Consider the following 25,692-nt stretch of genomic DNA (forward strand, 5'->3'; position numbering starts at 1 on the left):
CCGTTGTCGTCAGTCCAAAGCCCCCACAATGAGCTGGTTGGTGCGCTGTATCGCGACCATCGCCGTTGGCTATTGGCCTGGCTGCGGCGCAACGTTGCCTGCGCTCAACGGGCCGAGGACCTGAGCCAGGACACCTTCGTGCGCCTGCTGGGCCGCGATGAACTCAAGGCTCCACGGGAACCCAGGGCCTTTCTGGTGGCCATCGCCAAGGGCCTGCTGTTCGACTACTTCCGCCGCGCCGCCCTGGAACAGGCCTACCTCAGTGAACTGATGTTGATCCCCGAAGGCGAACAACCGTCGCCGGAAGAGCAGCAGATGATCCTCGAAGACCTCAAGGCCATCGACCGCCTGTTGGGCAAACTCTCCAGCAAGGCGCGCATGGCCTTCCTCTATAACCGCCTCGACGGCCTGAGCCACGCCGAGATCGCCGAACGCCTGGGGGTCTCGGTGCCACGGGTGCGTCAGTACCTGGCCCAGGGCATCCGCCAGTGCTACATCGCCCTGTACGGGGAGCCGGTATGACCCCCATCAGCTCCAAGCCGGTGTCCGCCCGGGTGCTGGACGCCGCCATTGCCTGGCAACTGTCCCTGGACGGCGGCGCCAGTGCCGTGGAGCGCGAAGAGTTCGCCAAATGGCATGCCGCCCATGAAGAACACGCCCGCGCCTGGCGCCAGTTGGGCATGCTCGACCAGCGCTTTAGCGTGGCTGCCGGCCCGGCCCGCAATGCCTTGGTGCAATCTCGCGAAGGCCTGCGCCGGCGCGTGCGCAAACTGGGACGCGGAGTCGCCAGCGTGGTGCTGGTGGCGGGGCTGGCACTGTTTGCCAGCGAGCGCTACCTGCCGGTGGACTACTGGCTGGCCGACCAGCGCACCGCCACCGGTGAGCAGCGCACCCTACGCCTGACAGACGGCACGGTGATCAACCTCAATACCCACAGTGCGCTGGATGTGCGCTTCGATGAGAAGCAGCGCCGAATCGTTCTCCAGGAAGGCGAAATCCTCATCGAGACCGGGCACAACGACAGTCGCCCCTTCATCGTCGAAACCCGCGACGGCCGGATGCGTGCCCTGGGTACGCGCTTCCTGGTCAAGCGTGAAGACCAGGGCACCCGCCTCGGCGTGCTGCAATCGGCGGTGGCGGCACGGCCGGAAGCCGGCCAGGACGAGCAGGTGTTCAAGGAAGGCCAACAAGTGCTGATGCGCCGCGACGGTCTCGGGCCGCTGCAGGCGCTGAACCTGGGCGCCGATGCCTGGACCCGAGGCATGTTGGTGGTGGACAACGCCCGCCTCGGTGACCTGATCGCTGAGCTGGGCCGTTATCGCCGCGGTCACCTGGGCGTGGCACCGGAAGTGGCCGACCTGCGGATCACCGGCAGCTTCCCGTTGCAGGACACCGACCTGGCCCTCAATGCCCTGCTGCCGACCCTGCCCGTGAAGATCGAGCGGCACACCGACTGGTGGGTGACGGTGGTGGCCAGGGCTGACGCCAAGCGCTGAGGTCGGTGTCGTGGCCTTCGCCAGCAAGCCCGCTCCTACACCGATCCCTTGGGAGCTGGCTTGCCAGCGAATTAACCTCAATCAATCTAAATCTAAATTATTTTCAATCTGCCCTATCACTTTTCCAATCTCGTCCGGCACCTAGGCAATTGCGAAACATTTCCATTCAGGAGCCGCCGTATGTACCGCCCGCTAGACACTCTGTTGCGCCCCAGTCTCTTGGCCGTTGCCATCGCGCTCAGCGCCCCCCTGACCAGCCCAGCGCTGATGGCCGCCGAACAGGCCAGCAGCGTGCGCGCCTACAACCTGCCAGCAGCGCCCCTGGCCAGCACCCTGAACCAGATTGCCAGTCAGGCTGGCCTGGCCCTGAGCCTGAATCCGGCCCTGGCGGCGGGCAAGACCTCGGCTCCAGTCAATGGCCAGTTCGACGCCCCGGGCGCCTTGCGCGAAGCCCTGCGCGGCACCGGCTTGCAACTGGAGCACAGCAGCGCCGGCACCTACAGCCTGGTGGCGGCACCGGAAGGCGTGGTGACCTTGCCGGAAACCAATATCACTGGCCAGCTGGCTGGCGAGAGTGCCTGGGGCCCGGTCGACGGTTACCTCGCCACACGTACCGCCGCCGGCACCAAGACCGACACCTCGCTGGTTGAGGCTCCGCGCTCGATTTCCGTCGCTACCCGCCAGCAGATGGAAGACCGCAACGTGCAGAACCTCGACGATGCCGTGCGTTACATGCCCGGGATTGTTTCTGCCAGCTACGGCAGCGACACCCGCTATGACTGGATGCGTGTACGGGGCTTCGAACCCACACAGTTCCTCGACGGCTTGCCCCTGCCCCGCGGTGTGTATGCCAACCCGAAAGCGGAAACCTGGAACCTCGACCGCCTGGCCCTGCTGCGCGGCCCGGCGTCCTCGGTGTATGGCCAGACCCCGCCGGGTGGCCTGCTGGACATGGTCAGCCGCCGCCCCAGCGCAGACACCAGCCATGCCGTGCAGATCCAGTACGGCAGCGACAACTACCGCCAGATCAACTTCGCCAGCACCGGCAAGATCGACGACGAAGGCCAGTTCCTCTATGGGCTCAGCGGCGTGGTGCGCGATGCCGGCACCCAGGTCGACCACATCGACAACAAGCGCTACAACATTGCCCCCAGCCTGACCTGGAACATCGATACCGATACCAAGCTGACCCTGCTCACGCAGTTCACCCGCGACGATACCGGTGCCACCAGCCAGTTCATGCCGATCCAGGGCACCAAGATCAAGTCGCCACTGGGCGAGGTCTCCCATCACAAGAACCTGGGTGACCCGGACTACGAGTTCTACGACCGCACCTACTACGCCCTGGGCTACGCCTTCGAGCACCGCTTCAACGATGTCTGGCAGTTCCGTCAGAACCTGCGCTACACCAAATCGGAGCTGTCCTTCCAGCAGTTGACCGTGGGTTCCTATGCCTACTCCCCGGCTGATGCGGCGGGCAACATCAGCCGGACCTCGACCAACGTCAACGAAGACATCGGCCAGTTCGCGGTCGACAACAACTTCCAGGCCAACTTCGCCACCGGCGACATCGACCACACCGTGCTCATCGGCCTGGACCACCAGCGCACCAGCACTTCGTACCTGTCGATCTATGGCGACGGGGGCAAAACCAATATCTTCAACCCGGTCTATGGCCAGCCGATTGTTCGTCCTTCGCGCACCGACGCTTACTACGACTACGACCAGAAAACCATTCAGACCGGCCTCTACGTCCAGGACCAGATGGCCCTGGACAACTGGCGCCTGACCCTGGGTGGCCGTGAGGACTGGGTGCACCAAGGCACCACCTACCTCAACAAGAAAGACGCGACCAACACTGATCGCAGCAAGAACTTCAGTGGCAATGCGGCGCTCAGCTATGTGTTCGACTCAGGTGTCGTGCCGTACATTTCCTACGCCGAATCCTTCCAGCCAGCGAGCAACGCCAGCGTTTCACCGACCGAATCGTATAAACCCACGGAAGGTAGCCAGTGGGAGCTGGGCATCAAGTATCAACCACCGGGTTCGAACACGCTGCTGAGTGCGGCGGTCTACGACCTGACCCAGAAGAATGTCCTGGTCACCAGCATCGGGGCAGGAGGCGAATCGATCACCAACCAGACCGGCGAAGTGAAGGTCAAAGGCCTGGAGCTGGAAGCCGTGTCTGACGTGACCGAAAACCTCAAGGTCATCGCGGCCTACACCCTGGCCAAGTCCGAGGTACAAAAAGGCATCCACAAAGGCAACCGCCTGCAGCTGATGCCCAACCAGCAAGCCTCCCTGTGGACGGACTACACCTGGCACTCCGGCGTACTCGACGGTTTCGGCATCGGTGCCGGCGCCCGCTACACCGGCAATACCTATGGCGACCAGGCCAACACCTGGCTGGGCAAGGCCGACGCCTACACGGTGTTCGACGCTGCCGTGCATTACGACCTCGGTCGCCTGGACAACAGCCTCAAAGGGGCGTCGCTGAAACTCAACGCCACCAACCTGTTCGACAAGGACTACCTGTCCACCTGCGATGGTTCCTACTGCTATTTCGGCGATCAGCGCAGCGTGGTCGCCAGCGCCACCTATCAATGGTAATCGGCTGAATTAACAACCAGGCCGTCCGACAAGGACGGCCTTGGTGTGCCTGAAGGCTAAGAAATGAAAAGCAAGACAATCCGCCGCTGGTCCTTTATCCACACCTGGAGCAGCCTGATCTGCACGGTATTTCTGCTGCTGCTCGCGCTCACCGGCCTGCCGCTGATCTTCCACCACGAGATCGACCACCTGCTGGGTGACGCGCCACAACTGCGGGAGCTGCCCGCCGACACCCCGCGCCTGGACCTGCAACAGCTGGTCAAGGCCGCCGAAGCTCACCGCCCGGGGGAAGTCATGCAGTACTTCGGCTGGGACGAAGACGAGCCCAACGGTGTGATGGCGATCATGGCCAAGACCGCCGGCACCGAGCCCAATTCCTCCCACACCTTCATGCTCGACGCCCGCACCGGCGAAGCCGTGGCCATGCCCTCGGCCAACGGCGGGCTGATGATGGTCATGCTGCGCCTGCATGTGGACATGTTCGCCGGGCTGCCGGGCAAGCTGCTGCTGGCCTTCATGGGCATCCTCTTCGTGCTGGCGATCATCTCTGGCACCGTGCTCTATCTGCCGTTCATGCGCCGCTTGAAATTCGCCAGCGTGCGCCAGGACAAATCCAGCCGCCTGCGCTGGCTCGACCTGCACAACCTGATTGGCGTGGTCACCCTGACCTGGGCCCTGGTGGTGGGGGTGACCGGGGTCATCAGCGCCTGCGCCGACCTGATCATCGCCGCCTGGCGCAACGACAGCCTCAGCGCCATGGTCGCACCCTACCGCGACGCCCCGCCCCTGACCGCGCTGGCTCCCGCCAGCCGCCTGCTGGACATCGCCCGGGAAGCCGCCCCAGGCATGCAGCCGGACTTCATCGCCTTCCCCGGTACGCGCTTCTCCAGCGAGCACCACTACGCGGTGTTCCTCAAGGGCAGCAGCCACCTGACTTCGCACCTGCTGACCCCGGTGCTGATCGACGCCAGCACCCTGCAGGTCACCGCCGTGGGCACGCGCCCCTGGTACATGGATGCCATGGGCATGTCCCAGCCGCTGCACTTCGGTGACTACGGCGGCATGCCGATGAAGGTGCTGTGGGCAACCATGGATGGGCTGACCATCATTGTCCTGGGCAGTGGCCTGTACCTGTGGACAGTCCGGCGGCGTGCTGCGAAGTCGGTTGCGCAGGTGCGCCCATGAAGCCCCGGCAATCGAACTTCTGGAAAGTCTTCAGGGCGCCGCTGGCCCTGGCCCTGCTCAGCGCCGGCGGCCTGTTCGCGGCGCTGCTGGGGGATGGGATCTGGGACAGCCTGAGCTGGCTCGGCCTGGGCCTGCCGGCGCTGATCGCCCTGCGGGGCTTGTTCAGCCGCGGGCGAGCGGCTTGACGGCTGCCGAGGGGAAACCGCGCCACAGATACACCGACAGCCCCAGGCTGATCAGCAGCACCGGAATGAACACGCGGTTTTCCAGCAGCGCCTCAGCCGCGACCAGTACGCAAAACAGCGCCAGCCCCAGCAGCGGCACATAGCTCGCCGCCAGGCTCCAGCGCCAGGGCCGGGTCACCGGCTCTGGGCCACGCAGGCCCAGCAGTCCACACCCCAGGGCCGGCAGGGCCAGCGCCGGCAGCGCCCAGTACCAGGCCATGTAGGCAAACGCCATGATCAGCTCAGGCTCACCCTCGCCCTTGCGGCGGAACTCGTACTGCAGGGCCAGGTACACCGCCAGCCCACCCAACAGGGTCAGGGCCAGACTGTACAGCCCGTGCAAAAGATAGGACCTGCGCATTCATCACTCCTTGTCTGTCCCTTGTGCCGCCCCTGTGGCCAGTGCCACAGGCTGCGCTAAGATCCTCGGGCCGCGAGCCTGTGCTCCGTTCCCAACCGCGAGGAATATTCATGTCTACCCCAAGCATGACGCTGTTCCACAACCGGGCATCACCTTACGTACGCAAAATCATGGTGCTGCTGCACGAAACCGGGCAGCTCGACCGTGTGGCCCTGCAAGCCTGCCAACTGACCCCGGTAAACCCGGACAACGCGCTGAACCAGGACAACCCCCTGGGCAAGATTCCTGCCCTGCGCCTGGCCAACGGCCAGGTGCTCTACGACAGCCGGGTGATCCTCGAGTACCTGGACCAGCAACATGTCGGCAACCCACTGATTCCCCAAGAGGGTTCGGCCCGCTGGCGGCGCCTGACCCTGGCGGCCCTGGCCGACGGGATCCTGGAGGCGGCAGTGCTGGTGCGTTACGAGCTGACCCTGCGGCCACCGGAACACCACTGGGCGCCGTGGCTCGAAGGCCAGCGCGACAAGATCCGACGGGCCCTGGCAGTGCTTGAGGCGCAGGCGCTGGCCGAGCTGGCCAGCCACTTCGACGTGGCCGCCATCAGCGTCGCCTGTGCCCTGGCTTACCTGGACTTCCGCCATCCGGACCTGGAGTGGCGCCAGCAACAGCCCGGGCTCGCGGCCTGGTACTTCGAGGTCAGTCAGCGGCCATCGATGCTCGAGACACGACCGCCGCTCTAATCGGTCAGGCGCTCGGCCCTGTTCGCCGCCGGCAAGCCGGCTCCTGTAGCACGGGGAGCAGCTTGCTGGCGCACCCGCCACCACGCCTCCGGTGGAAACAACAGGCCAATCCGCTGCGTCAGGCGCTCGCGCTGACGCTGGTCCTCACGCAAGCCCAGTGACTTACTCATGGATGGCCTCCAGGTCGAACTGCAGGGGTGCCGGTTCCTTGCGCTGGCCCAGGCCATACCAGTCCAGCTTGCGGGTCAGCACCATGAACACGCCCAGCAGGCCGAACAGCAACAGCGAGCCCATCAGCAGCGCATAGTCCTCGGCGCTGAGCAGGCCATAGAGCAAGCCGTACAAGGCCGCCAGCGAGAGCGCGAACACTGCGCCGTTACGCCAGCTGTGCAGCACATGGCTGACATAGAAACCGATCAAGCCGACACAGGCCGCCGCCGACACGCCGTAGGCCAGTTCGAAACCCAGGTGTTCCGACAGCGACAGCAGCAACAGGTAGAAGAACGCCAGTGCCACGCCCACCAGGGCGTACTGGATCGGGTGCACCGACAGGCTCTTGAGCACCTCGAAGAGAAAGAAGCCGGCAAAGGTCAGGCCGATGAACAGCAGGGCGTATTTGATCGCCCGGTCGCTTTTCAGGTACTGGTCCACCGGGTCGATGAAGCTCACGCCAAAGCTGCGGCTGTTGAAGTCCTGGCATTGGCTGCTGTAGGCGCAGCGCTCCATGGCCTGTTCCAGGTTGGTGGAGAAGAACGAGGTCTGCCAGAGCGCCGAAAAGCCCTGCTCGGTGACTTCACGCTGCACCGGCAGGTAGTTGCCGACAAAGCTCGGGTGCGGCCAGTTGGCCGTCAGCAGCACCTTGCTGGTCTTGCCCACCGGCAGCACCTGCAACTGGCCGGTGCCCTGCAGGCGCAGGTCGAAGGCGAAGTCCAGGCGAGTGTTCTTCTTCAGGTCCAGGGGCGGCAGCAGCACGTGCACGCCTTCGTCCAGCCAGCTGACAAAAGTGCCGGGGGCAAAGTCCAGGGTCTGGCCGTTGAGCTGCAGTTGCAGGGCGTTTTCGATGCCGCGGATATCGCTGATGCCCACCGCCAGGAACGGCTGGTCGAACTGGTAATCCGCAAAATCCTCCTTGATGCCGTATTGCTCGGGCACCGCAAAGTGGCCGCTGATGTGGTTGTCGGCGTGGAACAGCCGCGCCTCGTAGATCCCCCGGGCGCGCAGCTCGGTCTGGGCCTTGCTGTCCAGTTCGAAATGCTCGGGCAGGAAGAACAGCCGTCCCTGTTGCTCGCTGGTTTCCTGGTAGCGCTTCTTGGTCTTGTCGTCGGTTTTCCAGGTGCGCACGGTCTTGCGGTAGTCCACCACCATCACCGGGCCGCTGATCTGCTGCTGGGTGCTGGAGCTGCGGGCGATATCCTCGAGCACGCCATCGCGCAGGCTCTGGCGCTCGCCGATCAGGCCGCTGATCATCAGCAGCGGTATCAGCAACAGCACGATCAACAGGCCAATGGCCCCGAGTTTGAAGGTCAGGTTACGGTTCATGAGGCTCTCCCAGTTGGAATGGGCGAGAGTCTGGAACCCGGGCATGGGGGTTTTATGGGGGCAATGTGGAGACTCTGTGGAGAATCCCCGCTCAGGGCAGCCGCAAGGTCACCTGCACCCCACCCGCGACGTTCTCAATGCGCATCTGGCCGCCATGCAGTTGCACCACTTCCTCGACGAAATTCAGCCCCAGGCCGGTGCTCTTGCGCCCGCTGTCCGGGCGCGGCAGGGAATAGAAACGCTCGCACAGGCGCGGCAGGGCATAGTCCGGAATCGGCTCGCCCTGGTTGAACAGCACCAGTTCAACGCCGTCCTCCACCCGCTGCGCCGAGCAGCGCAACAGGCCACCCACGGGGCTGAAATCCAGGGCATTGGTCAGCAGGTTGCCCAGGGCCTGGCGCAGCAGGAACGGCTCGCCGGACCAGGCCAGGTCCGCCGGCACCCGCAGTTGCACCTGCAGCTGCTTGCCTTCGATACGCCCGTGCTGGCTGTTCAGCAGCTCCTTGCACAGCGGCACCAGGGGCACGCTGACCCGCTCTTCCAGGCCCTGGCGCTGCTCCACTTGTGCCAGGTTCAACAGGCGTTCGATCAACTGCTGCATGCGCGCGCTTTCACTGTCGATATTGCCGACGAAGCGCTGGCGCTGCTCCAGGGGCATCTCGCTCTGCAGCAGTTCCGCCGCCCCGCGAATCGCCGCCAGGGGGCTCTTCAGTTCGTGGGTCAGGGTGTGCACGTAGCGCTCGACATAAGCCTTGCCTTCGAGCTGGGTGCGCATGCGTTCCACCGCCGTTGCCAACTGTTCCAGCTCGCCACCGCGATAGTGCGGCAGCTCGGCCCGGCGCCCTTCACTCACTGCCAGGGCATAGGCGGTCATGCGCCGCAGCGCCGCGCTCAGCCACCAGGACAGCAAGGCGCCAAACAGCAGGCCCATGGCAATCAGCCCGGCGCCGTACCACAGCAGGCGGCGTTCGGTACGGTCGACGTAGGGCTGCAGGGAACTGTTGGGCTTGGCCACGGTGACCACGCCGATGATCTGGCCGTTGTCGCGGATCGGCGCGCCCACGTGCATCACCGAGGAATTGGGATCGTCGGCCAGCGAGCGCGACGAACGCGCGCCATATTGGCCGCGCAGGGTCAGGTACACGTCGTTCCAGCGCGAATAGTCCTGGCCCACCGCCAGGCCACTGGAGTCCAGGACCACGATGCCCTTGGCATCGGTGACGTAGATGCGGTGGTTGACCTGATTCTTCGGCAGGCCCCAGATGGTCGCCGCCGGTTGCCGCTCGCCGTAGGCCCGCAGCAATTGCGGCCAGCGGTTCTCGCTGAGGGTGCCGGCCTTGAAGTCGTCTCGCAGGATCTCCGCCAGCAGGTTGGCGGTGTCCACCAGGGTTTCCTCGGTGGACTGGCGCACGCCGGGGCGGATCTCCTTCATCACCGTGCTCAGCACGAAATAGCCGGTCAGGCTGATGAACAGCAAATAGACCAGGAAGATGCGGATGCCCAAGGTCATCAGGCGTGGCTCGGGCTGTAGCTGTAGCCCAGGCCGCGATGGGTCTGGATCGGCTCGGCCTCGGCCGCCACCAGGCGCAGCTTGGCCCGCAGGCTCTTGATGTGGCTGTCGATATTGCGCTCGTAGCCCACGTCCGCCACCACCCCCAGGGCATCGAGCAACTGCTCGCGGCTGAACACCCGCTCAGGCTGCTCCAGCAGGCATTGCAGCAGGCGGAACTCATGCCGGGTCAGGCTCAGGGGCTGGGCCCGGTAACTGATCTGCACCCGCTCGGCGTCGATGACGAACAGCGCCGGGGCTGCCTCCGGAGCCGCTCGCGGGGTCATGCGCTTGAGGATCGCCTTGACCCGCGCCGCCACTTCCCGCGGGCTGAAGGGCTTGACCACATAATCGTCGGCGCCGATTTCCAGGCCCACCACCCGGTCGATCTCACCGTCCCGGGCGCTGAGGAACATCACCGGCACCTCGCTGAAGCGCCGCAGCTGCTTGCAGGTTTCGAAGCCGCTGATATCCGGCAGGCCGATATCGAGGATGATCAGGTCCGCCGGGGTTGCCTGCTGATAGTCCAGGGCTGCACGCCCCAGGCTCAGCCAGGTGGTGGTGAAACCTTCGCCTTGCAGGGCAAAGATCAGGGTGTCGGCAATGGCCGCTTCGTCTTCGACAATCAGGATATGGGGCATGGCATCCAAGCACGCAAATTCAGTGGGCGAACGGTGCCGGATGCCTGGTAAGCCGTCAATCAGCAGTCGGGTTTATCCGCGGTGTAGCGCCGCGCCGGGTTCACCGCCGCACCGAATTCCCGCAGCGCCTTGGCACCGATCAGCAGCGGATAGTTGAAGCTGCTGCGGTCGGTGAGGTTGACCTCCACCGTGCGCTTGACGTTGCCCAGGCACATCTCCAGCTCCACCACCGGGCGCTTGGCCGACTGCGGTTCTTCAGCCTCATCGCCCTCGTCGGCGCGGCTCTTGATCTTGCTGATCCGCGCCACCTTGTGCTCGTAGACCTTGTTCCCGGCATCCTTGGTCGCCAGGCGGAAACGCACCCAGTCTTCCCCGTCGCGGGTAAAGGTCTGGATATCCTTGGCCGACAGCGACGCGGTCAGGGCCCCGGTGTCCATCTTGGCCTGCAGGGTTTCGCCGATTTCCGGCAGGCGGATGTATTCGTAACGGCCATACAGGGTCGGCTCGGCGGCCATCACCGGCAGCGCCAACAGAGAAACAAGAGCAAGGACAGATTTCACGACAGTGGATTCCTTGAAGAGAGGGGCAGCGGGATTTTAGACCGCAGCCAACGAATTGGTTCTACCGCTGCCCCGCAGGAGCCGGCTTGCCGGCGAAGAGGCCCGGCCTGCCCAACACCCTACCCGCCCCCAAGTGAAACATTCGTCAGCACACTTGAATTTGGCCTGCCCACCGAAGCTGCTTATCATGGCGCGCCCAAAAGATTGCAAAGAGTGCCTTATGCGCCGCCTGCTCACCGGCTGTTTCGTCACCCTGCTCCTGCTGCTCAACACCCTGGTGCTGTTCGGCCCGCTGATGGTGTTTGCCTTGCTCAAGCTGGTCCTGCCGGGGCGCCTGCGCGATTACGCCTCGGCCGCGGTGATGTGGATCGCCGAGACCTGGGCCGAGATCGACAAGCTGATCTTCGCCCTGTGCATCCCGACCCGCTGGGACATTCGCGGCGGCGAAGGCCTGCGGGTCGACACCTCCTACCTGGTGGTGAGCAACCACCAGTCCTGGGTCGACATCCCGGCGCTGATCCAGACCCTCAACCGGCGCACGCCGTTCTTCAAGTTCTTCCTCAAGAAGGAGCTGATCTGGGTGCCCTTCCTCGGTCTGGCCTGGTGGGCCCTGGACTACCCCTTCATGAAGCGCTACAGCAAGGCGTTCCTGGCCAGGCACCCGGAGCTGCAAGGCAAGGACCTGGAGATCACCAAGGCGGCCTGCGAGCTGTTCAAGCGCCAGCCGGTGACTGTGGTCAACTACCTGGAAGGCACCCGCTTCACCGAGGCCAAGCGCCAGCAGCAAGACTCGCCCTTTCAGCACCTGCTCAAGCCCAAGGCCGGCGGCGTGGCCTTCGTCCTCGCGGCCCTGGGCGAACAGCTGGACGCGGTGCTGGACGTGACCGTGGTCTATCCCCAGCAACGCATTCCCGGTTTCTGGGACCTGATCAGCGGCAGCGTGCCCAAGGTGATCATCGACATCCGCACCCGCGAGCTGGACCCGGCGCTGTGGCACGGCGATTACGAAAACGACCCGGCGTTCCGCCAGCAGGTGCAGGACTGGGTCAACCGGCTGTGGACCGACAAGGACCAGCGCATCAGCGAACTGCTGAACGAACGCTGCTGATCAATCGCTGATCACGTGGGGCAGGAAACGACTGCTGTCCTTGGTGATCGGCGAGTTGTCTTCACGAATGCCGATCCCCGCCGGCTGATCGCCAATCACCCAACTGCCAATCACCGTGTGGTTGCCGGCAAACACCGGCAGCGGATGAAACCGCTGGCGGATGCACGGCCCGCCATAGGGCCCGGCCTCGATCAGGCGCTCACCGCCCTCGGTGCAGATTTCCACATTGGCGCCCTCTCGGGAAAAGAACGGCTTGCGCACCCAACCCGGGCCCAGGCTGGCAGTGGGATCGTCGTCGATGAACGCCGGCAGCAGGTTCGGGTGCCCCGCGTGCCGTTCCCAGAGCAGGGCCAGCGCGCCCTTGTTGGAAAGAATCGCCTTCCACGGCGGCTCGACAAACTGCGTGCCGCTGCCGGCAAGCGCCGGGCCATAGGCTTCGGTGAACAGCTGTTCCCAGGGATAGAGCTTGAACAGGCTGTCGATGGGCATCTCCAGCAGGTCGACGAAACGCCCACCGGCATTCAGGCCGATGTCCTCGATATTGATCAGGCGCGTGCCCAGGCCCGCCTGACGGGCAATGTCGCGCAGGTATTCGACGGTGCCGCGATCCTCCAGCGAATCCCGCACCGAGGCGAAGTGCATCGGCGACTTGAAGCCGCCCTGGACAAAGGCCTGCAGCAGCTTGTCCTCGATGCTGTTGAACTGATCGCAGCCAGCCGGCAACTGCCCGCGCTGCAACTGCTGCTCAAGCCAGACGTACTGAAAGAAACTCGCCTCATACAACGACGTTGGCGTGTCGTAGTTGGTTTCCAGCAGCTTGGCCGGGCCCGTGCCGTCGTAGCACAGGTCCATGCGCCCGTAGAGATGGGGGTCGCCCTGCTTCCACGACTGGCGGATCAACTCATGAAAGGCCGCAGGGATCGCCAGGCGCTCCAGCAAGGCTTCGCTGTCCACCACTTCGGCCACCAGGGCCATGCACAGCTCGTGCAGTTCCCGGGTCGGGTCTTCCAGGTCGTCCTCGATCTGCCGCAGGCTGAAGCGGTAGTAGGCCGACTCGTCCCAGTACGGCTCGCCGTCGAAAGTGTGGAAGGCAAAGCCCAACTGCTGAGCCGTGGCCTGCCAATCCGCGCGCGGGGTGCTGGCGATGCGCTTCAAGAACCGAAGCTCCAACTGCTGCGGCTGGAGGAACCGAAGCCGCCACGACTGACCACTTCATGGGCACCGGCCAGGGGATTGCCGGCGCTGGTGAAGTGGTCCGGGCTGGAAATGCCGAAGCGTCCACCGTTGGCGCCGGAGAAGGTCTTGCCGGCCTCCACCTGCTGGCTGAGGGTGCTCAGTTGCGAGCCGCCCCGACCGTCACGCTCCTTGTACAGCGTCTCGCTGAAATAGCGCGGCTCGGGCGTGGAATCCAGGCCGATCCAGCGCCAGAAGCTGGAACCTGCGCGGGCGCCATAGGAGTGACCACCACCACCACCCGAACTGCTGGAGCTGGCCTGCTCGGGTTGTTCGTCTTCGGGCTGAACCGGCACCGTGCGCTGGGTGGTCAGGGCGAGGCCCTTGGCAATCGGCACGTAGGCGCGGTTGTCTCTGGACACCATGCAGTTGCCCGCGAAGAAGTCGTCTTCACAGCGTTGCAGGTCGAGATAACGCGGCGCTATCAGCTCTCCACGCTCGCGGGCATCATCGAAAGCGTCCTGGCAGATCGCGGACGGAACCTGTGCCAGTACGCAGTCGCGGACACTGCTGAAATGCTGGGTCTGGCGCACTTCGCGGGTTGCCTGAGGCTGGCCGTCACAGGCAACCAGGGCGAACGGCACACTGCCCAGCAGCACCAGGCGCACGCTTTTACTGCGTTTCATGCCCGCGCCCTCAGACCGATGGAGTCATGCAGGCCGCATTCAGCAGGCCGACACCGACAGACACCGAAGCCACCAGGATCGCCGCGGAATTTTCCTGGTTGGCGATGCGCTGGGACAGGCCCTTGAGGGTCAGGCTGACCACCAGGAACGTGAGCAATTGCACCACCGCGGCGATGCCGGCCCAGAGCAGGAAGTCGATGATCGAAATGGAATGGGAAATCGCGCTGGCCACCGGAATGGCAAAGCCCAGCAAGGCGCCGGACAGGGCGATGGAAGCGGCACTGTTGCCCTGGCGGATCAGGGCGAATTCGTTATAGGGGGTCAGGCGCGTGTAGATGAACGCGTAGAGGGCAAACACCAGGGCAGCGCCCAGCATGTAGAGCATGAAACCGAGCACCGCATCGGCGGGCAGAGACATCTTCAGTGCATCCATGAACATCGCGTTCAAGCTTCCTTGGAAAACGGGGCGCGAGATATAGCACAGGCCCGATTCGGCGAAAACTCCGGGAAAGGTAAAGACCACTGTTTCAGGAATCAGGGGAAGCCCCGGCGCGCCAGGCGCCGGAGCCGGAGCGCGTTACTTGGCCACGCCCCAGATGCCGCCCAGGCTTTGCAGCAGGGAACCGCCAACGCCCTGCTGGCCCAGGTACTGCAGGATCAGCGGGGCAAACTGGCCGATCATGCCGCTGTCCATGCCCAGGGCGCCAAAGGCGTTGTTCAGGTCTTGGGTGTCCTTGACGTTGCCCAGGGCGCTGCCCAGGCCGGCGCTGTTGCCGGAAGACTGGCCGAGCAGGCCGCTCAAGGCGCCCAGGCTGCCCAGGGCGTTGCTGCCCGAGAGCTGGTCCAGGCCCGGTACGCTTTGGCTCAGTTGCGAATAGTCGGTGCTGCTGAGTTGATTCTTCGCCAGGCCGAGCATGGCGCCGGTGCCGCCGATGGCCTGCTCAGGGGTGACATTGAGTTGCGCCAGGGTGCCCAGCAGGCCGGCGGTCTGGGAAGTCGGCGCGGCAGCAGCGGCCTTGTCGCCGCCCTGCATGCCGGCAATGGCGTTGGCCGCATCGCTCAAGCTGAAACCGCCGGCCAACGCCGAACCGGCTGCCAGGGTCATCAGGGTAGCCAGGGCAAAACCGCGTGGAATATTCATCGAAACAACCTCATGGGGCGGGAAACCGTCCGGACTCGGGCGGCGGGAAACCAGTGTTTTGACTGAAACCCCAGGCGAATGTTCCAGCGCCTGCCCTGCCGTCCGGCGCCTGCATCCAGCTGCGCTGCTGCTGCGTATATCGTCCACAAGCGCCACCTTCGGGCTCCGGCATGAGGCAGCAGGACGTGAATGGAACAACCACCCACCCTGGACTAATCTCTGGCTGCGTCAGTCGGCGCTTGTCGCTGGCCCTTGTCCCAGTTCCTGTCAGGAGAATCGCCATCTCGAGCCTCGACACCGATCAGCTGCGGCACCTGCTGGCCCAGTGTTCACTGGGTGATCGCCGGGCCTTCGAAACCCTCTATCGCATGGTTGCCCCGCGCCTGCATGGCGTCGCCCTGCGCTTCATGGGCCGTCGCGATCTGGCCGAGGAAGTGCTGCAGGAAAGCTTCGTGCGCATCTGGAACAACGCCGTGCGCTACCAGCCGCACCTGTCCGCGCCCCTGACCTGGATGGTCAACATCACCCGCAACCAGGCCATCGACCAGTTGCGCAAACAGCGCGAACGGCCCCTGGGCGAACTCGAAGAACAACAGCTGGAGGATCAAAGCCCCTCGGCCCACGACCAACTGGACAGCGCCCGCGCCGCCCGGGCCCTGAACCGCTGCCTGGACAGCCTCGACGGCATGCAGCGCCAATCCATCACCGTGGCCTACTTCCAGGGCCTGTCCTGCTCGGAGCTGGCCGAACACCTGGCCGCGCCCCTGGGCTCGGTCAAATCCTGGATTCGTCGGGGCATGGAACGCCTGCGCCGGTGCCTTGAATCATGAACTATCGAACCCCTGAACGCCGCCGCGCCCTGGCCGCCGACTACGCTATCGGCCTGATGCAGGGCGCCGCCCGCCGGCGTTTCGAAATGCTCCTGCTGGACGACCCGGCGCTGCGCGAAGAACTGGCGCAGTGGCAGGAAAGCCTCGCCAGCCTGACCGAAGCCCTGCCTGAAGCCGCGGTGCCGGAACGGGTCTGGGCGGGCATCCAGGCACGCATCGAACCGCAAGTGCTGCACGTACCGCAGAAGAAACCGCTGTGGATGCGCCTGCGCCTGGCGCTTGCCGCCTGCGCCGTGCTGGCGACCCTGTACATCGGCTTTATCCAGCAGAGCGACCAGGTGCGCTACAGCGCCACCCTGCTCAGCGCCGACCAGCAACCGGCCCTGCGGATCAAGGCCCATGCCCAGTACCTGCAAGTCGAACCCCTGACCCTGGCGGCTGTTGGCCTGGACCGCAGCCTGGAACTCTGGGCGATCCCTGCCGACGGCAAACCGATTTCCCTCGGCGTGGTGCCGGTCGGCGGCCAAGGCAAGATCAACCTGAGCCCGGCCCAACGCGAACTGCTGGGCACCCCGATCGCCCTCGCGGTGAGCCTGGAACCCCACGGCGGCTCACCTACTGGGCAACCCACCGGGCCGGTGTTGTACCAGGGGCAATTGGCGGCGCTGTAACAGGCACCTGCTACCGCAGGAACGGGCTTGCCCGCGAACGCCGTCAGGGTAAACTCCGCGCCCAGGCCCTCCCGCCGCGTCCTTGCAGGCAGGCCCTTGCCTGCCATGCAAGCCCCCGCCTCGCCTGGCGCCATCAACAGAACGGACTCTTATGAAAGCTGCGCTCTACAGCGGCCTGCTGCTGGCCCTGGCAATCGCCGTCTTGCTCTGGCGAATCGGCACCCCGGTCGATAGCAGCCAATGCACCGACACAGCCCCGGGCCCCCTGACCGGCTTTATCCGCCAGCACTTCAGCGACCGCCAGGGAGCCGACTGGCGCGACGACGGCAGCGCCTTGGGCATTCTTGGCGTTGCCGACGCCCAGCCGTTCGCCCGCCAACCCGAGCGTTACTACTGCGAAGCCCTGAACCTGCTGCAGGACCCACAGCGAACCCAGACGGAAAAGGTGCATACCACGGCCCTGATGCTGTCCCTGCCCCTCGATTACTACCTGGACCTCATGGACCGCAGCCACCAGCTGTATCAGCGCGGGGCCATGGACCGCCCCGTCCTGACCCTGGTGCTGATACCAAGAGGCACGGCGCTGAACTACTGGTGGCTGCCCCAGTGGCGCTCACGCTTCCAGCGGGATGCGCCAGGCATCCTGGCCGAGACCGACATAAAGGAAATCCTGAGAGGCGAACACTGGTTCGACTACCCGGGCAGGGGCTATTGACTCACCATCCGCAACCGTTACCGAGCACTCGCCGAACAACCGACAACTCCTGCAAGACATCCACCCCCCAACGCCTTGCTGCCTCACGCACCGGCGGCTTATAGTCCGCCGGTCGCTCAAATAGCGACCGGGTTTGGCGACCCGATGAACTTCGGTCAGAAGCGTCTTGCTTTGTTGGCAGGATGTTCTGCACCCGCAACGTTGCCGTTATGGCAGCTGTGCGTGGGAGACCTTCGGGTCTGCCGGTTCCGCAAGTTCCCGGTTCGCCAACCTGCGTACAGCTGCCACCCATCGTTTGGCGACGAATCCGTGGCGGTTCTCACTGAACTGCAGAGAACTTTCCATGAACCGTTACATGCCGATCACCGGCCACGACTGCAACATTCCCTCTCTACTGATCGATACCCAGGCGCCGCTGGATGTGCTCCATGAAGCCGCCGCCTTCCGTATCCGTGCCGTGACCCAGGTCCTGGAGCAACTGGCCTTGAGCGATGCGCTGGGCAAGGACCCGGTACTGGTCCAGGAGTTGGCCCAGCTCTGCGCCATTCCCCTGCGCGATGGCTGCGACCTGATGGATGTGCTGGGACGGCGCTTGCGCGCCACGCTGATCGCCTGACTGCAACCGCTGGATGTGGCGAGGGAGCTTGCTCCCTCGCCACAGAAAAAACGCCGCGTTCTCGGCAAGAGAAGGCGGCGTTTTTCGTTATTGGCAGGCTTCAAGCCAAAGGCTGACGGTCCTCAGGCAGCGCTGAACAGCTTGTGCGGGTCGATGACGAATTTCTTCGGCACGCCGGCATCGAACTCGCCATAGCCGCGCGGGGCGTCGTCGAGGCTGATGACTTGCACGCCCACCACTTCGGCGATGTTGATGCGGTCCCACATGATGGCCTGCATCAGTTGGCGGTTGTACTTCATCACCGGGGTCTGGCCGGTGTGGAAGCTGTGGGACTTGGCCCAGCCCAGGCCGAAGCGGATGCTCAGGCTGCCCATCTTCGCCGCGGCGTCCACCGCGCCCGGGTCTTCGGTGACGTACAGGCCGGGAATACCGATCTTGCCCGCTACGCGTACCACGCCCATCAGCGAGTTGAGCACGGTGGCCGGGGCCTCGTGCTGGGCACCGGCATGGCCGTGGCCACGGGCTTCGAAGCCCACGGCGTCCACCGCGCAATCGACTTCCGGCTCGCCCAGCAGGGCGGCGATCTGTTCGTGCAGCGGGGTGTCCTTGGACAGGTCGGCAATTTCAAACCCCTGGGCCTTGGCGTGGGCCAGGCGCACCGGGTTGACGTCGCCGACGATCACCACCGCCGCCCCCAACAGGCGCGCAGACGCAGCGGCTGCCAGGCCGACCGGGCCGGCACCGGCGATGTAGACGCTGCTGCCCGGGCCAACGCCGGCGGTGACGGCGCCGTGATAACCGGTGGGCAGGATGTCGGAGAGGCAGGTCAGGTCGCGGATCTTCTCCATGGCCTTGTCGCGATCCGGCAGTTTCAGCAGGTTGAAGTCGGCGTAAGGCACCAGCACGTACTCGGCCTGGCCGCCGGTCCAGTCGCCCATGTCGACGTAGCCGTAGGCGCCACCGGCGCGGGCCGGGTTGACGGTCAGGCAGACCCCGGTGTGCTGTTCCTTGCAGGAACGGCAGCGCCCGCACGCGACGTTGAACGGCACCGACACCAGGTCACCGATCTTCAGGTTCTCGACGTCGCTGCCCTTCTCGATCACTTCGCCAGTGATTTCATGACCCAGGACCAGGCCGACCTGGGCGGTGGTACGGCCGCGGACCATGTGTTGGTCCGAGCCGCAGATGTTGGTGGAGACTACGCGCAGGATGACGCCGTGCTCGATCTTCCTGCCGCGCGGGTCCTGCATTTTTGGATAGTCGATTTTCTGTACCTCGACCTTGCCGCTGCCCAGATACACGACACCACGATTACCAGACATGCTTTCACCTCGCTGTTGTTGTTATGGAACCGCGTTACCCAAAGGGGGAAACACGTGGATTGCTCGGGTACGGATGCTGTTTCGTTTTCAAAATCGCTTTCACGCAAACAGGCGCAACGCCTGTAGGAGCGAGCTTGCTCGCGAAGGGCTGCGCAGCAGCCCCAAGAATCATCAGAGCACCACCGTGCGGTTGCCGTTCAAGAACACCCGCCGCTCGATGTGGTAGCCCACTGCCCGGGCCAGGGTCAGGCCCTCGATGTCGCGACCCTTGGCGATCAGGTCTTCAGGGTAGTAACTGTGGTCCACCACCTCCACGCCCTGGGCGATGATCGGGCCTTCGTCCAGGTCGTTGTTGATGTAGTGCGCGGTGGCGCCCACCAGTTTCACGCCCTTGTTGTAGGCCTGGTGATAAGGCTTGGCGCCCTTGAAACCCGGCAGCAGCGAGTGGTGGATATTGATCGCCTTGCCATCGAGCTTGCGGCACAGCTCCGGCGACAGCACTTGCATGTAGCGGGCAAGGATCACCAGTTCGGCGCCGGAGTCCTCGATCACCTGCCACACCTGACGCTCCTGGGACGGCTTGTCGTTGGGGTCGAGGGGGAAGTGGTGGTAGGGAATCTGGTGCCAGTCGGCCAGGGGCTTGAGGTCCGGGTGGTTGGACACCACCGCCACCACGTCCATGGGCAACTGGCCGATGCGCTGACGATAGAGCAGGTCGTTGAGGCAGTGATCGGCCTTGGAGACCATGATCACCACCTTCGGCCGATAGTGCGGTGCGGTCAGTTCGAAGTTCATCGCGAAGGCTTTGGCGCGCTCGGCCAGGCCCTGGCGAAAGCCCTGTTCGTCGAGGCCGTCGGGCTGGCGAAATTCCACGCGGATGAAGAAGCGACCCGAGAGCCGGTCATCGAAGGAGTGGTGCTCGGTGACGTAGCAACCCTGCTCGAACAGAAAGCGGGTCACCGCGTCCACCGTGCCGAGCACGCTGGGGCAGTCGGCGGTGAGAATCCATGTATCGGGGGCGCGGCTCATCAGATGGGCTCCTGTTGACGAAAGCACTGTAGCCGCTGCCGAAGGCTGCGCTCGGCCCCGCAGGGGGCGGCTCTTCGAGCCTTTTCGCAGCCCGCGGCAGCGGCCACAGGATTAGGGTTCAGGCCTGCACGCTCAGGCCATATTCAGCGGCGGCATCCTGCAGCCACATCCACCAGTAATCGGAGAAGCTGCGGCGTACCAGCAGCTCCCAGGTGTCTTCGCCGGTACGGCGGATCACCAGTTGCGACTTGGCGAACACCGTGCCCACCGCCTTGCCCACCGGGAAGTTGTTGGGGTGCACGTCGTAGCTGGTGGACTTCATCAGCACCTGGCGCACGTTGGGGCCGGACAGTTCGAGGATCTGCTGGCCGCCGCTGACGTTGACGATCTGGATATGCAGGTCGCCCAGGGCCGCCCGCAGGTTCTGCTCGGCGGCGAATTCTTCACCGCTGGGCACGATCAGCAGCCACTCATCCGGGCCCAGCCATTGCAGGCTGCTCTCGCCCTTGACCACCACGCTCAGGGCGCCCGGCAATTCGATGCCCAGGGCCTTGTGCACCCCGGCGGCGAAGGCCGGGTCGTGGCCGTCGCCACGGATCGTCAGGTGACCGAGGAGTTTTTTCTCGCGCAGGATCACACCGGCGTTCTTGCGGCCCTTGCCCACCAGGCTCGGCAGGTCGGCGTGGTGCAGGGGCGACTCGGCCTTGGCCCCGGTGGTGGGGCGCTGTTGGTAAACGTTGACTGCGGTCATGGAGCACCTGTCCTTTATTCTGTGGTCCGGTTCCGGTTGCCGCTGCCAGGGGCTGCGGTCGCTTGGGAACCGGGCGCAAGGTTTTGCCTCCCGGGCAGGTCCTGCGGACCTTGGCGCAGCCTGCGGCAGCAGCTACAGGGTGCGTGCCCGGGTTCATGTCATATGTTCTGGCGGTCGCCCTTGGGGTCGAAGAACACCGAGGAAACGATTTCCGCCTCGATCACCCGGCCATCGGCCAGGGGCGCGAAGACCCGCTCGCCCAGGCGCTTGAGGCCGCCCTTGACCACGCCCAGGGCAAAGGAATAACCCAGGGAGTTGTGGGCATAGCTGGAGGTCACGTGACCGACCATGCTCATCGGGATCGCCTGCTTGGGGTTGAACACCAGTTGCGCGCCTTCCGGCAGCCACTGGGTCGGGTCGATCGGCTTGAGGCCCACCAGTTGCTTGCGCTCCTCGCGCACGCAGTCTTCCCGGTTCATCCCGCGCCAGCCGATCCACGAGAACGGCTTGGTCCGGCCCACGCACCAACCCATGTTCAGGTCGTCCGGGGTCATCGAGCCGTCGGTGTCCTGGCCAACGATGATGAAACCCTTCTCGGCCCGCAGCACGTGCATGGTTTCGGTGCCGTAGGGGGTCAGGTTGTACTTCTTGCCAGCCTCGACGATCTGCTCCAGCACGCCCATGGCGTAGTCGGCCTGGACGTTGACCTCGTAGGACAGCTCGCCGGTGAAGGAGATACGGAACACCCGCGCCGGCACGCCGCCCACCAGGCCTTCCTTCCAGGTCATGAACGGGAAGCCGTCCTTGTCCAGGTCGATGTCGGTGACTTCGCTCAGCAGCTTGCGGCTGTTGGGGCCCGACAGGGTCATGGTGGCCCAGTGGTCGGTGACCGAGGTGAAGTACACCTTGAGATCCGGCCATTCGGTCTGCTGGTAGATTTCCAGCCACTGCAGCACGCGCGCCGCGCCGCCGGTGGTGGTGGTCATCAGGAAGTGGTTGTCGGCCAGACAGGCGGTGACGCCGTCGTCGAAGACCATGCCGTCTTCCTTGCACATCAGGCCGTAGCGGGCCTTGCCCACGTCGAGCTTGGTCCAGGCGTTGGTGTAGATGCGGTTGAGGAACTCCCGGGCGTCCGGGCCCTGGATGTCGATCTTGCCCAGGGTCGAGGCGTCCAGCAGGCCGACGCTGTCGCGCACCGCCAGGCATTCACGCTTGACCGCGGCATGCAGGTCTTCGCCGTTTTTCGGGAAGTACCAAGGGCGCTTCCACTGACCGACGTCTTCGAATTCGGCGCCGTTCTTCACGTGCCAGGCGTGCAGCGCGGTGAAGCGTACCGGCTCGAAGATGTGCCCGCAGTGCCGGCCGGCCACGGCGCCGAAGGTGATCGGCGTGTAGTTCGGGCGGAACATGGTGGTGCCCATCTGCGGAATGCTGACGTTCAGCGAACGAGCGGCGATGGCCAGACCGTTGACGTTGCCCAGCTTGCCCTGATCGGTGCCGAAGCCCAGGGCGGTGTAGCGCTTGACGTGCTCCACCGATTCGAAGCCCTCGCGGGTCGCCAGTTCGATGGCGGCGGCGGTGACGTCGTTCTGCAGGTCGACGAATTGCTTGGGCGCGCGAGCGGTGCCTTTTTCATGGGGCACCTGGAACAGCGCCAGGGTCGGTTCTTCCAGGCGGGCCAGGGCTTTGGGCAACACGCCCTCGACGCTCTGGAACCCGGCTTCGCTGGCGGCGCGCACGCCACCTTCGAAACCGTCGGCCAGGGTGTCGCCGAGGCTGTAGACGCCGTTGATGCCACCGACGCACACGCGCTTCTGCGGTGCCTCACCGGGCACGAAACCGAGGATGTCTTCGCGCCACACCGGCTTGCCGCCCAGGTGCGAGGCCAGGTGCACCACCGGGCTGTAGCCGCCGGAGCTGGCGATCAGGTCGCAGTCGAGCCATTCGCCGGGACTGGTGACCTTGTGCGCCTTGACGTCGATGGCCGCTACGCGCGCGCCGGTCACGTGCTTGCTGCCACGGGCCTCGATCACCGCACTGGAAGTGAGGATGCGGATGCCCTTGGCCCGGGCTTCTTCCACCAGGGCGCCGCGGGGGTTGTGCCGCGCATCGGCGATGGCCACCACTTGCAGGCTGGCGTCGAGCCAGTCCAGGGCCACGCGGTAGGCGTGGTCGTTGTTGGTGGACAGCAGCAGTTTCTTGCCCGGGGCCACGCCGTAGCGGCGCACGTAGGTGGACACCGCGCCGGCCAGCATGTTGCCCGGCACGTCGTTGTTGCCGTAGACCAGCGGCCGCTCATGGGCGCCGGTGGCCAGCACCACGCGCTTGGCGCGGACCCGGTGGATACGCTGGCGCACCTGGCCGATCGGCGCGCGGTCGCCGAGGTGATCGGTGAGGCGCTCGTGGATGGTCAGGAAGTTATGGTCGTGGTAGCCGTTGACCGTGGCCCGTGGCAGCAGCAACACGTCCGGCAGCGACTTGAGCTCGGCAACCACACTGGCCACCCACTCCACCGCCGGCTTGCCGTCCAGGCTTTCGCGGCTGTCCAGCAGGCTGCCGCCGAACTCTTCCTGCTCATCGGCCAGGATCACCCGGGCGCCGCTACGGGCAGCGGCCAGCGCAGCCGCAAGACCGGCCGGGCCGCCACCGACAATCAGCACGTCGCAGTGCTGGTTCATGTTGTCGTAGGTGTCCGGATCGTTCTCGGTAGGCGAGCGACCGAGGCCCGCCGCCTTGCGGATGTACTTCTCGTAGGTCATCCAGAACGATTGCGGGTACATGAAGGTTTTGTAGTAGAAGCCCGGCGGCATCAGCTTGCCGCCGACCTTGCCGAGAATCCCCATCATGTCGTTGTTGACGCTGGGCCAGCCGTTGGTGCTGGTGGCCACCAGGCCCTGGTACAGCGCCTGTTGGGTGGCGCGCACGTTGGGGATCTGGGTGGCTTCGGTGGCGCCGATCTGCAGCACCGCGTTGGGCTCTTCGCAGCCCGCGGCGAAGATGCCCCGGGGCCGGGAATACTTGAAGCTGCGACCGATGATGTCCACGCCGTTGGCCAGCAGGGCCGAGGCCAGGGTGTCGCCTTCAAAGCCTTTGTAGCTCTGGCCGTTGAAGGTGAAGGTGATGACTTTGTTGCGGTCGATGCGTCCGCCGTTGGACAGGCGATTGGTCTGGCTCATACCTTCTCTCCAGCAGCCTTGGCGGTGAACTGCGGTTTGGTGCCTATCTTGTAGGTTTCAAGAATTTCGTAGGTCACGGTGTCGCGGGTGGCGTTGAAGTACTGGCGGCAACCGGCGGCGTGAATCCACAACTCGTGGTGCAGGCCGCGGGGGTTGTCGCGGAAGAACATGTAGTCGCCCCACTCCTCGTCGGTGCAGGCGTTGGGGTCCAGGGGCCGGGGAATGTGGGCCTGGCCGGACGAATGGAATTCCTCTTCGGAGCGCAGCTCGCCGCAGTGAGGACAGAAGATATGCAACATAGGGAGTTGTCCTTTTAGTGGGCGACCGCAGCAGCGCCGTGTTCGTCGATCAGCGCACCGTTGTGGAAACGGTCGATGGAGAAAGGGGCGGCCAATGGATGCATCTCGCCCTTGGCCAGGCTTGCGGCAAACACGTTGCCCGAGCCCGGGGTGGCCTTGAAGCCGCCGGTGCCCCAACCGCAGTTGAAGAACATGTTCGGCACCGGGGTCTTGGAAATGATCGGGCAGGCGTCCGGGCTGGTGTCGACGATGCCGCCCCACTGGCGGTTCATGCGCACTCGGGAAAGGATCGGGAACATCTCGACGATGGCCTGGATGGTGTGCTCGATCACCGGGTAGGAGCCGCGCTGGCCGTAGCCGACCCAGCCGTCGATACCGGCGCCGATCACCAGGTCGCCCTTGTCCGACTGGCTGATGTAGCCGTGCACCGCGTTGGACATGATCACGCTGTCGATGATCGGTTTGATCGGCTCCGACACCAGGGCTTGCAGCGGGTGGGATTCGATCGGCAGGCGGAAGCCCGCGAGCTTGGCCATGTGCCCGGAGTTACCGGCGGTGACCACGCCGACGCGCTTGGCGCCGATAAAGCCCTTGTTGGTCTCGACGCCGATGCACACGCCGTTTTCCTTGCGAAAACCGATGACTTCGGTCTGCTGGATCAGGTCCACGCCCAGGGCGTCGGCAGCCCGGGCAAAGCCCCAGGCCACGGCGTCGTGACGGGCCACGCCGCCACGGCGCTGCACCGTGGCACCGAGGATCGGATAACGGGTGTTTTTCGAACAATCCAGGTAGGGGATTTCGTCCGCCACCTGCTGGGTGTTGAGCAGCTCGCCATCGATGCCGTTGAGGCGGTTGGCGCTGACCCGACGCTCGGAATCACGGATGTCCTGCAGGGTGTGGCACAGGTTGTAGACCCCACGCTGGGAGAACATCACGTTGTAGTTGAGGTCCTGGGACAGGCCTTCCCACAGCTTCATGGCGTGCTCGTAGAGCTGCGCCGACTCGTCCCACAGGTAGTTGGAACGCACGATGGTGGTGTTGCGCGCGGTGTTGCCGCCGCCCAGCCAGCCTTTTTCCACCACCGCGACGTTGGTGATGCCGTGTTCCTTGGCCAGGTAGTAGGCCGTGGCCAGGCCATGCCCGCCACCGCCGACGATGACCACGTCATAGACCTTCTTCGGGGTCGGCGTGCGCCACATGCGCTGCCAGTTTTCATGGTGGCTGAGAGAGTGCTTGAAGAGGCCGAAGCCCGAATAGCGTTGCATAGTCA

Annotated in this window: 27 protein-coding genes; 11 read left to right on the forward strand and 16 right to left on the reverse strand. The window is 64.8% G+C overall.

Going from position 1 to position 25,692, the window contains the following annotated elements:
- The first annotated feature begins 3 nt into the window (after window positions 1-3).
- From J5M73_RS20220 to J5M73_RS20240, 5 genes are all read left to right on the forward strand, one after another.
- Window positions 4-522 (forward strand): RNA polymerase sigma factor, encoded by a 519-nt coding sequence (locus J5M73_RS20220; protein WP_102861966.1) that lies wholly within the window; start codon window positions 4-6, stop codon window positions 520-522.
- Window positions 519-1,496 (forward strand): FecR family protein, encoded by a 978-nt coding sequence (locus tag J5M73_RS20225; RefSeq protein ID WP_102861967.1) that lies wholly within the window; start codon window positions 519-521, stop codon window positions 1,494-1,496. The genes J5M73_RS20220 and J5M73_RS20225 overlap by 4 nt, the downstream gene beginning before the upstream one ends.
- Before the next feature lie 180 nt (window positions 1,497-1,676).
- Window positions 1,677-4,106 (forward strand): TonB-dependent siderophore receptor, encoded by a 2,430-nt coding sequence (locus J5M73_RS20230; protein ID WP_102861968.1) that lies wholly within the window; start codon window positions 1,677-1,679, stop codon window positions 4,104-4,106.
- A 63-nt stretch (window positions 4,107-4,169) separates the two neighbouring features.
- Window positions 4,170-5,291 carry a PepSY-associated TM helix domain-containing protein gene (locus J5M73_RS20235; RefSeq protein ID WP_102861969.1) on the forward strand — a complete coding sequence of 374 codons (1,122 nt, stop codon included), beginning with the start codon at window positions 4,170-4,172 and terminating at the stop codon, window positions 5,289-5,291.
- Window positions 5,288-5,476, forward strand: a complete 189-nt coding sequence (locus tag J5M73_RS20240; RefSeq protein ID WP_102861970.1) for a hypothetical protein — start codon at window positions 5,288-5,290, stop codon at window positions 5,474-5,476. Before J5M73_RS20235 ends, J5M73_RS20240 begins: the two co-directional genes overlap by 4 nt.
- Here the strand turns inward: J5M73_RS20240 and J5M73_RS20245 are convergent.
- Complete coding sequence (locus J5M73_RS20245) at window positions 5,454-5,876, reverse strand: hypothetical protein (RefSeq protein ID WP_102861971.1); 423 nt, start codon at window positions 5,874-5,876, stop codon at window positions 5,454-5,456. The two genes, J5M73_RS20240 and J5M73_RS20245, sit on opposite strands and share 23 nt — an antisense overlap.
- Window positions 5,877-5,986: 110 nt before the next feature.
- Here J5M73_RS20245 and J5M73_RS20250 point away from each other — a divergent pair, with 110 nt between their 5' ends.
- Window positions 5,987-6,616 carry a glutathione S-transferase gene (locus J5M73_RS20250; protein ID WP_102861972.1) on the forward strand — a complete coding sequence of 210 codons (630 nt, stop codon included), beginning with the start codon at window positions 5,987-5,989 and terminating at the stop codon, window positions 6,614-6,616.
- Here J5M73_RS20250 and J5M73_RS20255 read toward each other — a convergent pair.
- From J5M73_RS20255 to J5M73_RS20275, 5 genes are all read right to left on the reverse strand, one after another.
- Window positions 6,613-6,786, reverse strand: a complete 174-nt coding sequence (locus J5M73_RS20255) for a hypothetical protein (protein ID WP_180988537.1) — start codon at window positions 6,784-6,786, stop codon at window positions 6,613-6,615. The genes J5M73_RS20250 and J5M73_RS20255 overlap by 4 nt on opposite strands.
- Complete coding sequence (gene creD / locus J5M73_RS20260; protein WP_243433870.1) at window positions 6,779-8,155, reverse strand: cell envelope integrity protein CreD; 1,377 nt, start codon at window positions 8,153-8,155, stop codon at window positions 6,779-6,781. Before creD ends, J5M73_RS20255 begins: the two co-directional genes overlap by 8 nt.
- A 91-nt stretch (window positions 8,156-8,246) precedes the next feature.
- Entirely contained in the window at window positions 8,247-9,665 is a 1,419-nt protein-coding gene (gene creC, locus J5M73_RS20265; protein WP_102861974.1) for a two-component system sensor histidine kinase CreC, read from the reverse strand.
- The gene (creB, locus tag J5M73_RS20270) at window positions 9,665-10,345 is read right to left on the reverse strand and encodes a two-component system response regulator CreB (RefSeq protein ID WP_102862525.1); all 681 of its coding nucleotides are present in this window, start codon (window positions 10,343-10,345) and stop codon (window positions 9,665-9,667) included. The genes creC and creB overlap by 1 nt, the downstream gene beginning before the upstream one ends.
- 59 nt (window positions 10,346-10,404) lie before the next feature.
- Window positions 10,405-10,905, reverse strand: coding sequence for an ATP-dependent zinc protease (locus tag J5M73_RS20275; protein WP_102861975.1), 501 nt, complete (start codon window positions 10,903-10,905; stop codon window positions 10,405-10,407).
- A 220-nt stretch (window positions 10,906-11,125) separates the two neighbouring features.
- Between J5M73_RS20275 and J5M73_RS20280 the strand changes: the two genes are divergently transcribed.
- A complete protein-coding gene (locus J5M73_RS20280) occupies window positions 11,126-12,013 on the forward strand; it encodes an acyltransferase (RefSeq protein WP_102861976.1) in 888 nt (295 codons plus the stop codon).
- Here the strand turns inward: J5M73_RS20280 and J5M73_RS20285 are convergent, their stop codons facing one another.
- The 4 genes from J5M73_RS20285 to J5M73_RS20300 all read right to left on the reverse strand — a co-directional run bounded on the left by J5M73_RS20285 (window position 12,014) and on the right by J5M73_RS20300 (window position 15,013).
- Complete coding sequence (locus J5M73_RS20285; protein ID WP_102861977.1) at window positions 12,014-13,168, reverse strand: glutathionylspermidine synthase family protein; 1,155 nt, start codon at window positions 13,166-13,168, stop codon at window positions 12,014-12,016. It abuts the gene before it with no gap.
- Window positions 13,165-13,872, reverse strand: a complete 708-nt coding sequence (locus tag J5M73_RS20290; RefSeq protein ID WP_207816048.1) for a DUF1190 domain-containing protein — start codon at window positions 13,870-13,872, stop codon at window positions 13,165-13,167. Before J5M73_RS20290 ends, J5M73_RS20285 begins: the two co-directional genes overlap by 4 nt.
- Before the next feature lie 10 nt (window positions 13,873-13,882).
- Entirely contained in the window at window positions 13,883-14,311 is a 429-nt protein-coding gene (locus J5M73_RS20295) for a DUF350 domain-containing protein (protein WP_016963056.1), read from the reverse strand.
- A gap of 138 nt (window positions 14,312-14,449) precedes the next feature.
- Window positions 14,450-15,013, reverse strand: coding sequence for a DUF2780 domain-containing protein (locus J5M73_RS20300; RefSeq protein ID WP_102861979.1), 564 nt, complete (start codon window positions 15,011-15,013; stop codon window positions 14,450-14,452).
- 185 nt (window positions 15,014-15,198) lie between these two features.
- Here J5M73_RS20300 and J5M73_RS20305 point away from each other — a divergent pair, with 185 nt between their 5' ends.
- The 4 genes from J5M73_RS20305 (at window position 15,199) to J5M73_RS20320 (ending at window position 17,845) form a co-directional block, all read left to right on the forward strand.
- Entirely contained in the window at window positions 15,199-15,843 is a 645-nt protein-coding gene (locus J5M73_RS20305) for a sigma-70 family RNA polymerase sigma factor (RefSeq protein ID WP_060841432.1), read from the forward strand.
- Window positions 15,840-16,514: an anti-sigma factor gene (locus J5M73_RS20310; RefSeq protein ID WP_102861980.1), complete on the forward strand. Its 675-nt coding sequence runs from the start codon at window positions 15,840-15,842 to the stop codon at window positions 16,512-16,514. The genes J5M73_RS20305 and J5M73_RS20310 overlap by 4 nt, the downstream gene beginning before the upstream one ends.
- Before the next feature lie 151 nt (window positions 16,515-16,665).
- On the forward strand, window positions 16,666-17,229 hold the full coding sequence (locus J5M73_RS20315; RefSeq protein WP_102861981.1) for a hypothetical protein: 564 nt from the start codon (window positions 16,666-16,668) through the stop codon (window positions 17,227-17,229).
- 343 nt (window positions 17,230-17,572) lie between these two features.
- Entirely contained in the window at window positions 17,573-17,845 is a 273-nt protein-coding gene (locus J5M73_RS20320) for a hypothetical protein (RefSeq protein WP_102861982.1), read from the forward strand.
- A gap of 122 nt (window positions 17,846-17,967) precedes the next feature.
- Here J5M73_RS20320 and fdhA read toward each other — a convergent pair whose 3' ends face one another.
- The 6 genes from fdhA to J5M73_RS20350 all read right to left on the reverse strand — a co-directional run bounded on the left by fdhA (window position 17,968) and on the right by J5M73_RS20350 (window position 25,687).
- Entirely contained in the window at window positions 17,968-19,167 is a 1,200-nt protein-coding gene (gene fdhA / locus J5M73_RS20325) for a formaldehyde dehydrogenase, glutathione-independent (RefSeq protein WP_047289632.1), read from the reverse strand.
- Between the two features lie 171 nt (window positions 19,168-19,338).
- Window positions 19,339-20,196: a formyltetrahydrofolate deformylase gene (gene purU, locus J5M73_RS20330; protein ID WP_047306415.1), complete on the reverse strand. Its 858-nt coding sequence runs from the start codon at window positions 20,194-20,196 to the stop codon at window positions 19,339-19,341.
- Between the two features lie 118 nt (window positions 20,197-20,314).
- Window positions 20,315-20,947, reverse strand: a complete 633-nt coding sequence (soxG, locus tag J5M73_RS20335; protein ID WP_016964293.1) for a sarcosine oxidase subunit gamma family protein — start codon at window positions 20,945-20,947, stop codon at window positions 20,315-20,317.
- Between the two features lie 158 nt (window positions 20,948-21,105).
- Window positions 21,106-24,123 carry a sarcosine oxidase subunit alpha gene (locus J5M73_RS20340; protein WP_102861983.1) on the reverse strand — a complete coding sequence of 1,006 codons (3,018 nt, stop codon included), beginning with the start codon at window positions 24,121-24,123 and terminating at the stop codon, window positions 21,106-21,108.
- A complete protein-coding gene (locus tag J5M73_RS20345; RefSeq protein WP_011063902.1) occupies window positions 24,120-24,422 on the reverse strand; it encodes a sarcosine oxidase subunit delta in 303 nt (100 codons plus the stop codon). Before J5M73_RS20345 ends, J5M73_RS20340 begins: the two co-directional genes overlap by 4 nt.
- A gap of 14 nt (window positions 24,423-24,436) precedes the next feature.
- Window positions 24,437-25,687 carry a sarcosine oxidase subunit beta family protein gene (locus tag J5M73_RS20350; RefSeq protein WP_060841439.1) on the reverse strand — a complete coding sequence of 417 codons (1,251 nt, stop codon included), beginning with the start codon at window positions 25,685-25,687 and terminating at the stop codon, window positions 24,437-24,439.
- Window positions 25,688-25,692 lie beyond the last annotated feature (5 nt).

It is taken from the genome of Pseudomonas sp. 50_B, from assembly GCF_017491625.1.
In the GTDB taxonomy this organism is placed as follows: Bacteria; Pseudomonadota; Gammaproteobacteria; order Pseudomonadales; family Pseudomonadaceae; genus Aquipseudomonas; species Aquipseudomonas danubii.

Excerpts from the sequence above, each read along its gene's own strand:
- J5M73_RS20225 (WP_102861967.1), top strand. The coding sequence starts at position 519 with ATGACCCCCATCAGCTCCAAGCCGGTGTCCGCCCGGGTGCTGGACGCC.
- J5M73_RS20230 (WP_102861968.1), top strand. The coding sequence starts at position 1,677 with ATGTACCGCCCGCTAGACACTCTGTTGCGCCCCAGTCTCTTGGCCGTT.
- J5M73_RS20235 (WP_102861969.1), top strand. The coding sequence starts at position 4,170 with ATGAAAAGCAAGACAATCCGCCGCTGGTCCTTTATCCACACCTGGAGC.
- J5M73_RS20240 (WP_102861970.1), top strand. The coding sequence starts at position 5,288 with ATGAAGCCCCGGCAATCGAACTTCTGGAAAGTCTTCAGGGCGCCGCTG.
- J5M73_RS20245 (WP_102861971.1), bottom strand. The coding sequence starts at position 5,876 with ATGCGCAGGTCCTATCTTTTGCACGGGCTGTACAGTCTGGCCCTGACC.
- J5M73_RS20250 (WP_102861972.1), top strand. The coding sequence starts at position 5,987 with ATGTCTACCCCAAGCATGACGCTGTTCCACAACCGGGCATCACCTTAC.
- J5M73_RS20255 (WP_180988537.1), bottom strand. The coding sequence starts at position 6,786 with ATGAGTAAGTCACTGGGCTTGCGTGAGGACCAGCGTCAGCGCGAGCGC.
- creD (WP_243433870.1), bottom strand. The coding sequence starts at position 8,155 with ATGAACCGTAACCTGACCTTCAAACTCGGGGCCATTGGCCTGTTGATC.
- creC (WP_102861974.1), bottom strand. The coding sequence starts at position 9,665 with ATGACCTTGGGCATCCGCATCTTCCTGGTCTATTTGCTGTTCATCAGC.
- creB (WP_102862525.1), bottom strand. The coding sequence starts at position 10,345 with ATGCCCCATATCCTGATTGTCGAAGACGAAGCGGCCATTGCCGACACC.
- J5M73_RS20280 (WP_102861976.1), top strand. The coding sequence starts at position 11,126 with ATGCGCCGCCTGCTCACCGGCTGTTTCGTCACCCTGCTCCTGCTGCTC.
- J5M73_RS20290 (WP_207816048.1), bottom strand. The coding sequence starts at position 13,872 with ATGAAACGCAGTAAAAGCGTGCGCCTGGTGCTGCTGGGCAGTGTGCCG.
- J5M73_RS20295 (WP_016963056.1), bottom strand. The coding sequence starts at position 14,311 with ATGTTCATGGATGCACTGAAGATGTCTCTGCCCGCCGATGCGGTGCTC.
- J5M73_RS20300 (WP_102861979.1), bottom strand. The coding sequence starts at position 15,013 with ATGAATATTCCACGCGGTTTTGCCCTGGCTACCCTGATGACCCTGGCA.
- J5M73_RS20310 (WP_102861980.1), top strand. The coding sequence starts at position 15,840 with ATGAACTATCGAACCCCTGAACGCCGCCGCGCCCTGGCCGCCGACTAC.
- J5M73_RS20315 (WP_102861981.1), top strand. The coding sequence starts at position 16,666 with ATGAAAGCTGCGCTCTACAGCGGCCTGCTGCTGGCCCTGGCAATCGCC.
- J5M73_RS20320 (WP_102861982.1), top strand. The coding sequence starts at position 17,573 with ATGAACCGTTACATGCCGATCACCGGCCACGACTGCAACATTCCCTCT.
- fdhA (WP_047289632.1), bottom strand. The coding sequence starts at position 19,167 with ATGTCTGGTAATCGTGGTGTCGTGTATCTGGGCAGCGGCAAGGTCGAG.
- purU (WP_047306415.1), bottom strand. The coding sequence starts at position 20,196 with ATGAGCCGCGCCCCCGATACATGGATTCTCACCGCCGACTGCCCCAGC.
- soxG (WP_016964293.1), bottom strand. The coding sequence starts at position 20,947 with ATGACCGCAGTCAACGTTTACCAACAGCGCCCCACCACCGGGGCCAAG.
- J5M73_RS20340 (WP_102861983.1), bottom strand. The coding sequence starts at position 24,123 with ATGAGCCAGACCAATCGCCTGTCCAACGGCGGACGCATCGACCGCAAC.
- J5M73_RS20345 (WP_011063902.1), bottom strand. The coding sequence starts at position 24,422 with ATGTTGCATATCTTCTGTCCTCACTGCGGCGAGCTGCGCTCCGAAGAG.
- J5M73_RS20350 (WP_060841439.1), bottom strand. The coding sequence starts at position 25,687 with ATGCAACGCTATTCGGGCTTCGGCCTCTTCAAGCACTCTCTCAGCCAC.